Source organism: Alteromonas sp. ABV2_168 (assembly GCF_056161165.1).
Window position 1 is genome coordinate 467,823 of the sequence record NZ_JBSWYQ010000002.1, and the last position, 13,738, is coordinate 481,560.

The 13,738-nt window shown below is 49.4% G+C and carries 8 protein-coding genes; 7 read left to right on the forward strand and 1 reads right to left on the reverse strand.

Annotated elements, in window-relative coordinates:
* Window positions 1-110 precede the first annotated feature (110 nt).
* The 4 genes from ACXAH4_RS04945 (at window position 111) to leuD (ending at window position 6,223) form a co-directional block, all read left to right on the forward strand.
* Window positions 111-2,171, forward strand: coding sequence for a hydantoinase/oxoprolinase family protein (locus ACXAH4_RS04945; RefSeq protein ID WP_474881004.1), 2,061 nt, complete (start codon window positions 111-113; stop codon window positions 2,169-2,171).
* A 15-nt stretch (window positions 2,172-2,186) separates the two neighbouring features.
* A complete protein-coding gene (locus tag ACXAH4_RS04950) occupies window positions 2,187-4,052 on the forward strand; it encodes a hydantoinase B/oxoprolinase family protein (protein WP_474844044.1) in 1,866 nt (621 codons plus the stop codon).
* A 106-nt stretch (window positions 4,053-4,158) separates the two neighbouring features.
* Complete coding sequence (gene leuC, locus ACXAH4_RS04955) at window positions 4,159-5,577, forward strand: 3-isopropylmalate dehydratase large subunit (protein WP_474844045.1); 1,419 nt, start codon at window positions 4,159-4,161, stop codon at window positions 5,575-5,577.
* Between the two features lies 1 nt (window position 5,578).
* The gene (leuD, locus tag ACXAH4_RS04960) at window positions 5,579-6,223 is read left to right on the forward strand and encodes a 3-isopropylmalate dehydratase small subunit (protein WP_474849341.1); all 645 of its coding nucleotides are present in this window, start codon (window positions 5,579-5,581) and stop codon (window positions 6,221-6,223) included.
* A 51-nt stretch (window positions 6,224-6,274) separates the two neighbouring features.
* Here leuD and ACXAH4_RS04965 read toward each other — a convergent pair whose 3' ends face one another.
* Window positions 6,275-7,357, reverse strand: coding sequence for a DUF3089 domain-containing protein (locus tag ACXAH4_RS04965; RefSeq protein WP_474849343.1), 1,083 nt, complete (start codon window positions 7,355-7,357; stop codon window positions 6,275-6,277).
* Between the two features lie 453 nt (window positions 7,358-7,810).
* Between ACXAH4_RS04965 and ACXAH4_RS04970 the strand changes: the two genes are divergently transcribed.
* The 3 genes from ACXAH4_RS04970 (at window position 7,811) to ACXAH4_RS04980 (ending at window position 13,604) form a co-directional block, all read left to right on the forward strand.
* The gene (locus tag ACXAH4_RS04970) at window positions 7,811-10,117 is read left to right on the forward strand and encodes a TonB-dependent receptor (RefSeq protein WP_474844048.1); all 2,307 of its coding nucleotides are present in this window, start codon (window positions 7,811-7,813) and stop codon (window positions 10,115-10,117) included.
* Between the two features lie 217 nt (window positions 10,118-10,334).
* The gene (locus ACXAH4_RS04975) at window positions 10,335-10,868 is read left to right on the forward strand and encodes a hypothetical protein (protein ID WP_474881006.1); all 534 of its coding nucleotides are present in this window, start codon (window positions 10,335-10,337) and stop codon (window positions 10,866-10,868) included.
* Between the two features lie 396 nt (window positions 10,869-11,264).
* On the forward strand, window positions 11,265-13,604 hold the full coding sequence (locus tag ACXAH4_RS04980; RefSeq protein ID WP_474844050.1) for a TonB-dependent receptor: 2,340 nt from the start codon (window positions 11,265-11,267) through the stop codon (window positions 13,602-13,604).
* Window positions 13,605-13,738 lie beyond the last annotated feature (134 nt).

Consider the following 13,738-nt stretch of genomic DNA (forward strand, 5'->3'; position numbering starts at 1 on the left):
ATCCTCACCGTGAGCTGCATTGATAATTGTCATGGCAGCAACCTTTCCAATGTTTAGGCTTAAAACGAAATTAACCGAGCTGAATTTGCCTGAAATGAGGGGAATGAAATATGAGTTATCGTCTTGGCGTTGACGTCGGCGGAACATTTACTGACCTGCTGCTGATTAACGAAGAAAACGGTCAGACCTTTACAGCCAAAGTACCGTCCACCCCCCATGATTCCTCAGAAGGGGTACTCAATGGTATTGCCCGTATCTGTGAAGAGTCTGGTGTTGATCCAACACAAATCCACCGTGTAATGCACGGTACAACGGTTGCCACCAATGCGGTATTAACCGGTAAAGGCGCCAAAGTCGGTCTGGTCACCACAAAAGGTTACGAGCACACCTTGCAGGTTGCCCGCTCATTTTGCCCGGGCGGTCTTGGCGGCTGGGTCAGCTACGTGAAAAACCCGTTGCTGGCACCTCTTGAACTGACCATCGGCGCAGCTGAGCGGATGGACGCAAAAGGGAAAGTGGTATCAGACCTCGATGAAGCAGCGCTTAAAGCCGATCTCGAGACGCTCAAAGCCAAAGGTGAAGTAGAAGCACTCACCATCTGTTTCATCAATGCGTACGTCAATGATGAACACGAAAAACGTGCAAAAGTGATTGCTCAGGAAGTCTTCGGTGATATGCCGATTTCTCTGTCCAGCGAAGTCGTACCTGAAATGCAGGAATACGAGCGCACAGAGACCACGGTTGTGAACTCCTATGTACGTCCGGAAGTTGCCCGTTATGTGAATAACCTGCAGGCTGCACTGAAAGACCGTATGGGAGAAAACGTACAGCTTTCCATTCTGCGTTCTGACGGCGGTCTGGCTTCTGGCCGCGCTTCTGCAGAATCACCGGTAAACCTGCTGATGTCAGGCCCTGCCGGTGGCGTAACCGGTGCTATCTACTTCTGTAGCCGCGCCGGTTATGACGACATTCTGACCTTCGACATGGGCGGTACCTCAACAGACGTTGCCCTGATACAGGGCTCTAAAGCTAAAGTTCGCCGCGAGACCATTGTCGGTGATGTTCGCGTACGTGCACCATCAGTAGACGTTCGCACTGTAGGTGCAGGTGGCGGCTCGATTGCTTTCGTACCGGAATTAACCAAAGCACTGCGCGTCGGCCCTGAATCTGCCGGTGCCGTTCCCGGTCCTGCCGCCTACATGAAAGGTGGTACGGAACCGACAGTATGTGACGCCAACGTGGTATTAGGCTACCTGCCATCTGATGTGCAACTGGGTGGTGCCATGGCCATCGATCGCGAAGCGGCTGTTGCTGCGGTACAAAAAGTGGCAGACGCCATGGGCATCGACCTGATGGAAGCCGCTGAAGGTATCATCAAAATTGCCAACGAAGCCATGTTCGGTGCGCTGCGTCTGGTATCAGTAGAACAAGGTTACGACCCCCGTGATTTCGCGCTGGTGGGCTTTGGTGGTGCGGGTCCTCTGCATGCCAATGCACTGGGTATTCTGACTGATGCCTGGCCTGTTATCGTGCCGCCGGGTCCCGGCGTATTGTGTGCATACGGTGATGCCACCACAGAAGTACAGGACGAAGCAGCCCGTACCTATCTGACACTGGCACAGGAAACCACCAAAGAAGTCCTGATGGCAGATTTGGAAGAACTTCGCAGTAAAGCCTCTGAATCACTGATTGCTGATGGTCTTGCTCCTGAGTCTCTGGAAGTCACTTATCAGGCCGATCTGCGCTATACCGGTCAGGCATTTGAAATTTCTGTCGACTTCACCCGTGATGACATTGAAGCCAACGGCCTTGCCGTGTTGACTGATTACTTCGATCAGGAGCACGAAAAACTGTTTACCTTCAAGCTGGGCGACGGCCATGAAATTCTGATGATCCGTGCCGTGGTCAAAGCCAAATCCGGCGATATTGCTGAACGCAAACTGGGTGAAGACACACTGACGCTGGCTGACTGTAAAGTACAGGATACCCGTTTCTTCTACGACGGCGCATGGCATGACGGTGCCATCTATGACCGCAGCAAGCTGCACCCTGCCATCGCAGTACCGGGCCCGGCCATTGTCAGCGAAATGGATTCGACCACCGTAGTTCTGCCCGGTTATCAGGCCAACATCGACCACGTTGGCAACCTCCTCATTAATCCCGTGAAATAACTAAGGGGTATCACTATGACTGCACAAATTATTGAAACCAACAGCACCCCGCTGAAACGGGTAGATGTAGACGGTGTGACTGTCGATATTATTGAAAACGCCCTGCGGAACGCCCGTGAAGAAATGGACGCTGTACTGTTCCGTACCGCGATGTCTCCGGGGATCCGTGAACAGGGTGACTGCTTCCCGCTTATCGCAGACCGTCACGGCAAAATGGTTGTCGGCCAGATGGGCTCTTTTATCACAGGTTTTACCAATGCGTATTCAGGCACGCTGGAAGAAGGCGACATTATTCTTACCAACGACCCGTACATGTGTAACGCAGCGATTTCGCACCTGAACGACTGGCTGGTACTGGTGCCGGTATTCAAAGACGGTCGTCATATTGCCTGGTCTGCCATGTTTGGTCACATGTCAGATAACGGCGGTATGGTACCCGGCTCCATGCCGATTCAGGCATCCACCATCTTCCAGGAAGGTGTGCGTATACCACCGGTGAAACTGTACAAGAAAGGCGTGCTGCAGGAAGAAGTACTGGAGCTTATTCTGCACAACGTACGAACCCCGCAGTGGAACCGTTTCGACCTCAACGCCCTGGTCGCGGCCTGTAAAACCGCCGCTAAACGTTGTAACGAACTGGCAGTGCGCTTCGGTGATGATGTATTCGATTCCACGCTGGACATCATGCTGGAGCGGAACAAAAAAGCCATGGGCGAAATCATCAAGATGTTCATCCCTGAAGAGCCCCGCGAATTTGCCGACTATATTTGTGATGACGGTAAAGGCATGGGTCCTTACAAAATTAACTGTAAGATGTGGCGTGAAGGCGAGAAAGTTATCTTCGACTTCGACGGCACTGATCCCCAGGCACAGAGCTCTATCAACTTCTACCTGAACGAAGAAATGTTCAAAATGTTCTTCGGCTCATTCACCATTAACGTGGTAGATCCGCAAATCATTTTTAATGACGGTTTCTATGACCTGGTAGACGTACGCATTCCTGAGGGCACCCTGCTTAAACCTAAATATCCGGCGGCATTGTCTGGCCGTACCCACGCCCTGGGTCGTATCTTCGATATTCTGGGTGCATTGCTGGGTATGGGCGCACCGCAGGAACTGCTGAATGCAGCGGGTTTCTCTGACTCCCCTCACCTGTTCTACTCAGGTTATGACGACAAAGGCGAATGGTTCCAGCTATTCCAGATCGGCTTCGGTGGTATCCCGGGTCGTCCGGTAGGTGACGGACCGGACGGTCACTCTCTGTGGCCGGGCTTCACTAACGTACCTAATGAATTCATTGAGTCTTACTTCCCTATGCGTATTGAGACCTATGAAGTCATTCCTGATTCAGGCGGTGCTGGTCTGCATCGTGGTGGTCACGGTCTGTCTGTTGCTTACCGCTTCCTGTGTGACGGCCAGATCGCGATTCACGATGATCGCTGGCTGGTACACCCCTGGGGTGTTAACGGTGGCGAGCCTGGCATGCGTTCTACCAAGCGTATGGTTCGTGCCGACGGCACTGAAGAATGGCTGCCGTCTAAATGCGAAGATTTGAAAGTGAAAGCCGGAGACTTGCTGTACTTCAACACCTGGGGTGGCGGCGGCTGGGGCGACCCGTATCTGCGCGACCCTGCCATGGTTCTCACTGATTTCAATCGCGGTCTGGTAACTGTTGAAGGTGCAAAAGCCTACGGCGTAATCATCGAAAATGGTGCAGTTAATGAAGCAGCAACCACTGATTTGCGTGCCACTCTTACTGCAACCCGTGGTGAGGTAAGCATGTTCAACCACGGTGGCACCATTGAAGAAATCAAAGCACGTTGCCTGGAGGAAACCCATATTCCTGCGCCGGTAACGCCCACGTTCCAAAACGTGAAATAAGCCATTTTATTCCGCAGTTACACGCGGAGAAATGCAACAACTCATCGCCGGCTTTACGCCGGCGATGTTGCCTGATGGCAAACATCAGTTTCAGGAGATACACCACATGAGTTCCCCCAAAACCCTTTACGATAAACTTTGGGAAAGACGCTGCGTCAAACAAAATGACGACGGCACAGCATTAATTTACATCGACCGTCATATCGTACACGAAGTATCGTCTGCACAAGCCTTCGAAGGCCTTGTGGTTGCAGACAGAAAGCCATGGCGTACCAGTTCGGTTATCGCCACACCGGACCACAATGTACCGACCACAGACCGTGAAAAAGGTATAGACGGCATTGAAGATTCCACATCACGAATTCAGGTTAAAACCCTGGATGACAATTGCTCACGGTTCAACATTCCCGAATTTTCCCTCAACGATAAACGTCAGGGTATCGTGCACGTTATCGCTCCTGAACAGGGGTTGACTTTACCCGGTATGACCGTGGTGTGCGGTGACTCCCATACTGCGACTCATGGCGCTTTTGCTGCTCTTGGCGTGGGTATCGGCACCTCGGAAGTAGAACACGTTCTGGCTACCCAATGTCTGATTCAGCGCAAAGCGAAGAACTTCCTGATTAAGATTAACGGCACGTTGTCACCGGGTGTGACTGCCAAAGACATGGTGCTGTATGTGATCGGGAAAATCGGTACTGCAGCAGGTACCGGTTGTACCATCGAATTTGCCGGTACAGCCGTTCAGAACCTGACCATGGAAGGCCGTATGACCTTGTGTAACATGGCCATTGAAGCCGGTGCCCGTGCTGGTCTGGTGGCCTTTGATGCCACTACAGAAGCCTACGTGAAAAATAAACGTTATGCGCCCAAAGGTGAGCAATGGGATCAGGCAGTCGCGGTCTGGCAAGCTCTGCACAGTGACGAAGGTGCAGTATTTGATATTGAGCGTCACTTCGACGCAGCCGATATCCAACCGCAAATCAGTTGGGGCACCTCACCTGAAATGGTGACCGGCGTGAACAACCCTGTACCGGACCCAGCGTCTTTTCCGCCGAACAAGTCTGAAGATTACCAGAAAGCGCTCAACTATATGGGTCTGAAGGCCGGTCAGCCCATGACAGATATTAAACTCGACCGTGTTTTTGTGGGTTCCTGCACCAATTCACGCATTGAAGACATCCGGGAAGTAGCGCGGGTAGTAAAAGGCCGCAAAGTGGCTGACACAATAAAGCAGGCACTGGTTGTGCCGGGGTCCGGACTGGTAAAAGCCCAGGCAGAAGCAGAAGGCCTGGATAAAATTATCACTGCGGCAGGATTTGAATGGCGCGAGCCCGGGTGCTCCATGTGTCTGGCCATGAACGCCGATCGCTTAATGCCAAAAGAACACTGTGCATCCACCTCGAACCGCAACTTTGAAGGTCGCCAGGGCATTGGCGGCCGCACACACCTGGTGAGTCCTGCAATGGCAGCTGCGGCGGCGATTGCCGGTCACTTCGTCGATGTAACACGGGAGGAATTTTAATATGCAGGCGTTTACCACTCATACCGGCACCGTGTTGCCGTTCGACAGAGCCAATGTGGATACCGATGCCATTTTGCCTAAACAATATCTCAAGTCGATAAAGAAATTTGGCTACGGAGACTGGCTGTTTGATGATTTGCGTTATCTCGATGAAGGTGATGCAGAAACCGAAACATCAACGCGCAGGAAGAATCCGGACTTTATCCTTAACAAACCGGGCTGTGGCGACAGCAGTATTTTGCTGGCGCAGGACAACTTTGGTTGCGGCTCAAGCCGTGAACATGCTGTGTGGGCGTTACGTGATTACGGCTTCCGCGTTGTGATTGCCCCCTCATTCGCCGACATCTTTTACAACAACTGTTTTAAGAACGGCATTTTGCCTGTCACCCTCCCACAGTCTGTTGTGGATTGCCTGTTTGCACTACGTAAAGACAGCAATTTCTCAATGACGGTTGATTTGGAGAAATGTGAAATCCGCACGGGAACCGGCGCAATATGGGAATTTAAAATCGACCCGTCACGCCGGCAGAACCTGCTGTCGGGTGATGATGAAATTTCTCTGACACTTCGGGAGTCTTCCCGTATTGCAGCTTTCGAGGCCACACTGAAAGCCAGTGAACCCTGGCTGTTTGCAGAGATTGACTGACAAAATTAAAACGCAGCAGAAAGATATCTGCTGCGTTTAATCTGTCAGAGATTATTGCCTGTAGGCAGCGATCCGCTTTGCAATATTGTCGCGGATATCGGCGTAAAAGAGACCGAACTCGTGATAGTGCATACTGCCCCCGAAGGATGGTGATAAATCCAGTGCAGGGTCGTAATCAACTATCAGGTAGCCACGCTCGCATCGCGCCGCTACTGCGCCTTTTACCAGTGCGTTCACCTTACCTTCTCCGGGGGCTCCGGGTACCGCACCTTTTGACGCACCCGCCGGCGCTTCAGGCTTGCTGGTGTCGAACGTTAACGGGTTTACGCATACAGCGTCCCGTCCTTCCTGAGTGTTGTAGGTATACGCATACCGCGACCCCGCGAACTGCGACATTTTATCAATATCCAGGTCTTTTGTGCCGGCGTTCCAGGCAAGCACACAGCCGGTCTGCTCAGGGGTACTGCACAGTGACAATGTTTTGTACGTGCGGCCGAAATCTCCCTGCATTAAATCAATCCCGATAATATATGCAGCAACCATTTTTTGTTGTACAGGCTTACCGTCGATGCGATCTTTCAGCAGCCAGTATGTCATTAGCGCGCCCTGGCTGTGCCCCGCAATGATAAAGGGCTTCCCCTTGTTCATGTGAGTCATGTAATAGTCAAACGCAGCAAGCACATCACTGTACGCCAGCCGGTAGGCTTTTCCGCCATCACCGGAAAGCGTAGGATCGCCCCCTGATTTGAAACTTGCCTGCCGGTACCTGGGTGCAATCACTGTGCAACAGTCGTTAAATACTGACGCCTGCCTTGCCATCACACTTACATCAGTCCAGTGATTTGTTGTCTCATCCGACAAGGTTTGATTCCAGACGCTTTTATCTTTTAAGGTCGTCGGGTGAATGTAAAATACATCAGTATTTTTTATTTCCGGATCAAAAGACAGCCCTTCAGGCACAGCCGCCGTAGCGCCTGGAGCACCGGGAAGTGCAGCCCAGTATGCCGGTTTAGCATAATCCGGAGCAGGTGGCGCATCAGCAGCGCTGAAAGCATTGCTGTCCTGCGCATTTAAAGCAGGTGCTATGAATAAAAATAAAACCGGAAGTACACACCGGATAGAAAAAGTTGCCATGTTGACTCCGTGAAATAAAAGCTATTTATACATAACAATAAAACAAAAAAATATGCAACGGCTGACAGTGAAAGAATCCCTTAGCCCCTTAAAATTACGGGATAACGGTGTCCTTTTTAGCAAATGTCAAATTTGCAAATAACGTTTTTGAGGAGTAACGATCTGGTTGAACGGGCAAAAATAAAAACCCAACCTTCTGATAAATTTGAATAAATATAAAAAAAAGTATGTATCTTTATTTTAAATAAGTGGTCAGGACACACTAATTTGAGAAAATCGCTTGCACAAAAGATAATCTCTATGCTTAATAGCCATAACAATATGTCATTAGCGTTAAAATAATAATCACACCGCTTATTAGGCCGTATTGTTGGAATTAAAACAGGCGTGTATTCCAATTGGAGTCACCCGAAAGAAAACCAATAAAAAGCAAGTGATACAGGGAAAAATTTAATGAGGCTCAATAAACTGACAGTAGCGGTTGCTCTGGCAACCAGCTCACTACATTCCATCGCGTCTGCGAACGAGACCATAGAAAAAATCACCGTTACATCACGGCAAGTTGAAGAAAGTATCCAGGAAATTCCGCTGGCAGTAACTGCACTGACTGGTGCTGATATTGAACAGGCAGGACTGGAAGATCTGCGGGATATTACCCATATGATTGCAGGGCTGCAGATGGACGGATATCCTGGCAAAGTATACACCACGCCGACCATTCGTGGTCTGGCACAGGTTTCCCGGAGTGATGACGAAAACAATACATCTATATTCATTGACGGCGTTTATGTATCCGGTCGTGACGGTCTGGATTCGAGCTTATTAGATCTGGAACGTATTGAGGTTGTTAAGGGACCTCAGGGTGCACTGTACGGTCGCAACAGCTATGCAGGTGCTATAAACTTTATCACCCGCAAAGCCAGTGATATTTTTGAATCTAAAGTCAGTGCTACGGTGGGCAATTACGGCAAAGTAAAGACCTCTCTGATGGTTACAGGTCCTATTGCCGACGGGTTATACTACCGTGCTAACATGACCTATGATGACTGGGACGGGGGTTACGAAAACAGTAACGACGGCTCTGACATTGGCGGCTACAAGTCTAACTTCTACAGCGGTTCATTACGGTACGATGGAACCGAGAATTTCGAAGCCAATCTGAATACCTATTACTCGGTAGATAAAATCGATGTGAATGCACAGGCCATTATAGATGGTAACTGTCAGTCGCCAACTTCTGCCATCTTCCCTGAAGGTTATACATTCCAACGTTACTGTGGTGAGGTACCCTCATTGGACCGTGACGACCCGGAAATCTGGACATTTACCACTGTAGCACCGCGCGGGGATCGGATGTTGAGCCGAACTAGCTTGAATATGACTTACGATTTTGCGACAACCCGCCTGACATCCATTACCGGTTACAACTATATGGAAATGTCAGCCGTTACCGATCAGGACCGTCAGCTTGAAGGTACTAACTACTGGCTGCCGGATTTCTCCGGTTTCGTTACACTGCCCTCTTATGTAGCTTTTGGTAATCAGCGCCATGCCGAATGGAGCCAGGAACTACGCCTGCACAATACTGATAAAAGTCAATTGCAATGGCTAGTCGGCGCTAGTTATTACGAACTTAAACGCGAGGTGCGTTCCTGGTTCGGTATTGACGACTCCAGCCTTGAAGAGGGTCAAACCGCGGTTTCATACTTCGCACCATTCACCGATTTATCCGACGGCTTTCCTTCAAACCTGTTTGATGAGCTGGCTAATTACGGCGGACTCACAGGCGACGGCACTAACCGCACTAAAACAGCAGCTGTTTACGGCTCTTTAACCTATGCAATTAACGACGAATGGACCGTTCGCGGCGAACTGCGCTTAACAGAAGAAACGAAAAGCCTGGTTGATCCGGTAACAGTAAGAGACCAGGAACAGGACTGGACCTTTGTTACACCACGGGCCTCAGTGGATTATCAGATGACACCGGATATTCTGTTCTATGGGTCTGTTGCACAAGGCGTAAAATCAGGAGGCTTTAATGCCCCTAACGCTTCTCTGCCAGAAGAATTCGAATCCTATGACGAAGAGAGCAACTGGACATACGAGATTGGTATGAAGTCAGACTGGCTAGATCAACGTTTACGGGTGAATACAGCTATCTTTGATGTGGAGATGGAAGGCATTCAAACCTCTTCTCAGATTGAAGGCACTACCATTTTCACCGTGCAGAATGCGGGTGAAGGACGCTCCAGAGGTTTTGAACTGGAAGTTGCCGGCGTACTCAATGAGCACCTTGAAGCAGGATTCGGGTATGCACTGGCAGATGCCAAATTTACTGATGCTGAAGACGGTAACCTTGCCTCACTGGTAGGCGTGATCGACGGCATTGATTCTGTATCCCTGGATGGTCAGCAATTGCCGCGTATGTCTAAGCATACTTTCAATGCGCAGATGATTTACCGTACGCAAGTTACTGCGGAAATGGAAGGTTATGCGCGTATCGACGGCCGCTATGAGTCGAAAAAGAAAGGTTCTAACCATGATGCCCTCGACTACGTCGGTGCACGTACTGTTGTGAATGCCAGCATTGGCGTGAACTCAGAACAATGGGAGGCGTCTTTGTGGGTAAGAAACCTGTTTGATAACGATACCCCGCTTATTGCCGGCAGTACACTGTTCCTCGGTGACTTTAACCGCTTACCTACAGTTGCCATGGGCGAACCAAGAACTTTCGGTATAACCGGTACTTACCACTTCTAATCTACTTTTCGAACGCCCCGTTCAAGGGGCGTTTTTCATTCTGCCTAAGCCTTTCACCTGCCTGAAAATCGAACACATTCGCTCATCTGCCAACAATCAGCGCTACAGGGGCGAAGTCGAAGGCGTCCTGATTGATGACAAACTGTCACTCAGAGTATCTGCCGAACATTACGATAAAGAAGGTGCATGGGATAACGCCGGAGAAGATGGCGGGCGTATGGGCGATCAGCAAACAACCATGGCAAACGTTTATGTTCTTGCCCGCCCCACCGATGATCTGACTATAAAGCTGTTTGGCTTCATGTCAGAAGATAACGATGGCCCTGCTGCTTCAGCGTTTATTTCTGCCTACGATATCAATGATTTTACCGGCAACGTGGTTGTGCAGGGACAATCAAATTGCCTGATAAACGGCAACCCGTATTTCTGTTCTGTACCGGATAAAGCTGACCCGATCAGTTACAACACCTCAGCTTCTGAAGCATCCAAATTTAATACACTCACCACCTTACTTTATGTGGTACCGGATTCAGTCACGCCCGGCGGCGAGTTCAGCGATGCCTTATATTACTTCATGCGTGCCGATTATGTTTTTAAATCAGGTCAGTGGGTCAATCAGGCCAACTTCCTGAAAACAGGTGCAATTCAGAAAGTAAATCTCAGAGCAGGTATTACTGTGGACAATATCGACATTCAGGTATTTGTTAACAATGCCTTTGAAGATACCGATTACACGACGGGTTACGATTAATTCGCATTCCAGTACGACTTTGCGTATTTCGGAAACAATTCCGGACTTGTCATGGGCCTGCCTGAACTCCGGACTTTCGGGTTGCAGGCGAAGTGGTCATTTTATTAAACCGCAGGTTTATCTCTACCAAAAGCCATCCCTGCCCCGGCAAGGATGGCTTTCTTTCTTGTTCAATCTATAAACCCCCTTCACTCGCCTTATTAATTTAATTCATAAGTCACTGATTTAAAGAACAACTCTTGAATCACCTTCACATAAATGTCATAAAAGCATATCATTTTTTGACAATAGTCATATTTAATTCTTGCTCCTGATGGTGAGATGAACAAAAGAAAAGCGATCAAAGAATCGCGATTTGCCACAACACGTTTTGAACAGGTAAGTAGGAAAAACATAATGACTCCAAGTACTCCACGCCAACTGGCTAAGTTCAGTCTGGTTGCTATCGCACTGAGCGCCGCTTTTTCTCCCGTTTCCGCTCAGGAAGCTGTCAGTGAAGACAGTATGCTAATCGAAAAAATAGAAGTGACCGCCAGGAAGCGTTCAGAAAGTTTACAGGAAGTGCCTATTGCCGTATCAGCAATGACATCTGAAAACATTGATAAGCAGGGCATCATTTCCGTTGGCGATTTACAGAATTTCACCCCGGGCCTGGTAATTTCCAATAACTATTCGGGCAAAGCAGACCGCTCAGTACAAATCTTCACCTTACGTGGCTTCACCCCTAGCAACGGTAATGAAGCCACTGCATCCATGTTTATTGATGGCGTACCGGTTTCTTCTACCACAGCTATTTCCTCTATCGGCAGTCCTGAACGGGTAGAGATCCTGCGCGGTCCTCAGGCTGCGTATTTCGGCCGTAATACCTTTGCCGGTGCTGTTAACATCGTCAACAAAACGCCTAATGAAGAATGGGCCGGGTCTGTGGATCTGACAGTAGGAAATTACGACTACTCACGCCTGCGCGGTGAAATTGAAGGTGTGATTGTTGAAGACAAATTATCCTTCCGCGCCACTGCAGAAACTTACGAGCGTGAAGGTGCCTGGGATAACAGTTACAGTGACGGCGGTACCCTTGGCGATCAGAAAACTACGATGGCAAATCTGTATCTCTACGCAACTCCTACAGACGACCTGACTCTTAAAGCTTTCGGATTTTATTCCAGGGATGAAGATGGTCCCTCGGCTTCTGCGCTTATTTCTGCCTATTCACTTGATGAGTACAATTTAACTGGCCAGTCTAACTGCACCATGAACGGCAATCCCTATTTCTGTTCGGTACCTCAAAAAGCAGATCCTCTGGCTTATAACACGGCAGCCAGTGACAGCTTACAAGCACTGTTAAGTAACCCTGAGAACCGGCTGTCTTCCACCAGCCTGCTTGATGGCTATGGCCTGGGTCGTGAGTTCTACCACGCTCATCTGGTGGCGGACTGGGATGTCACCGACACCATCACGTTATCTTCACTGACCGGCTACAACAATGAAGAATGGATAGGCGTCAACGACATCGATCATTTTGCTTCTGACAGCTATTTCTACACCTACGTAGTCGACAAGAAAAATGAAGATGTATCCCAGGAATTCCGTTTAAGCTACGCAGGTGACGGCAAGCTTAACGGCTCTGTAGGCGTAAGCTATCTGGATGCCAGTAAACAAAGTGCAACAGCGGGTGTTGTGGCAGGCTACACGCCGGCCAGTATCAATCCGCCGTCTGAAACCAAAGCGGAAACCACGGGCGTATTCTTCGGCCTGACCTACGATTTATCAGACGATACCACACTGAGCATGGAAGGCCGCTACCAGACTGATGAGTTGTCATCGCTGGACAATACCGGGACCGAACTGGCAAACGAAAAATTCACTAATTTCATGCCACGGATCATCGTTGATCATAAACTCAGCGACGATACCATGGCCTATGTCAGCTATTCAAAAGGTGTCAACCCGGGTTCTTTCAATTCCTATATTACCGGCTACAGTGCGTACATTCAGGAGCAACTTGCTGCTGAAGGCGTGGGCTTTGTCGTTCAGCCTGAAACGGTAAACAACTATGAAGTCGGGTTAAAAGGCTCACTCATCGACGGCTCAATGAATTACGCGCTGGCAGCTTATTACGCACAGTGGAACGATCAGATAAATCAGGCCGGCTATGTGTTCCAGGAAGATTCTGACGCACAGGCAGAAAACGTCGCCGTTTCTGTGAATGCCGGTGACGTAGACCTGTACGGTATCGAATTTGAATCCTACTGGATGGTTACCAGCGACCTGCGGGTTAATGCTTCTGCGGCGTATATCGGCTCAGACATTAACAGCTTCAAATCGAATAACCTGACCAATCTCACTGGGATCAGCGACTTCAGCGGTAAAGAGCAACCGGGTGTATCCAAGTATTCAGGAAACATCGGCTTACAGTACAACGGTGTAGTTGCTAATGAATATGAGTACTTCCTGCGTGGTGACTATATCTACAAATCCGGTATGTGGAGTAACGCTGCGAATATCGTAAAAACAGAGGCGATTCACAAAATGAATCTTCGCGCCGGTGTTTATATCGGTGATCTCGAACTGCAGGCCTATGCGGATAACCTGTTCGATAACGATGAATATACCTTTGCGTTCGACTATTACACTTTCAGCCCGACCTACCAGTACACCGGTGTGCAGTCGGCAATGCTGATGTCGTTACAGCAACCACGGACATTTGGTCTAAGAGCTAAATATTCGTTCTATTAATCAATCGCTCCGGGCAGGTAGCTTTGCCTGCCTTTCTGGCCTGGCCCCCCGTGGCTGATATTCAGCGAAAACACAAAAACATGATAATTCTCAATGCAGCCTTTCATTATCAGAGGCAGATTGGGATACATGAC

Excerpts from the sequence above, each read along its gene's own strand:
- ACXAH4_RS04945 (WP_474881004.1), top strand. The coding sequence starts at position 111 with ATGAGTTATCGTCTTGGCGTTGACGTCGGCGGAACATTTACTGACCTG.
- ACXAH4_RS04950 (WP_474844044.1), top strand. The coding sequence starts at position 2,187 with ATGACTGCACAAATTATTGAAACCAACAGCACCCCGCTGAAACGGGTA.
- leuC (WP_474844045.1), top strand. The coding sequence starts at position 4,159 with ATGAGTTCCCCCAAAACCCTTTACGATAAACTTTGGGAAAGACGCTGC.
- leuD (WP_474849341.1), top strand. The coding sequence starts at position 5,579 with ATGCAGGCGTTTACCACTCATACCGGCACCGTGTTGCCGTTCGACAGA.
- ACXAH4_RS04965 (WP_474849343.1), bottom strand. The coding sequence starts at position 7,357 with ATGGCAACTTTTTCTATCCGGTGTGTACTTCCGGTTTTATTTTTATTC.
- ACXAH4_RS04970 (WP_474844048.1), top strand. The coding sequence starts at position 7,811 with ATGAGGCTCAATAAACTGACAGTAGCGGTTGCTCTGGCAACCAGCTCA.
- ACXAH4_RS04975 (WP_474881006.1), top strand. The coding sequence starts at position 10,335 with ATGGGCGATCAGCAAACAACCATGGCAAACGTTTATGTTCTTGCCCGC.
- ACXAH4_RS04980 (WP_474844050.1), top strand. The coding sequence starts at position 11,265 with ATGACTCCAAGTACTCCACGCCAACTGGCTAAGTTCAGTCTGGTTGCT.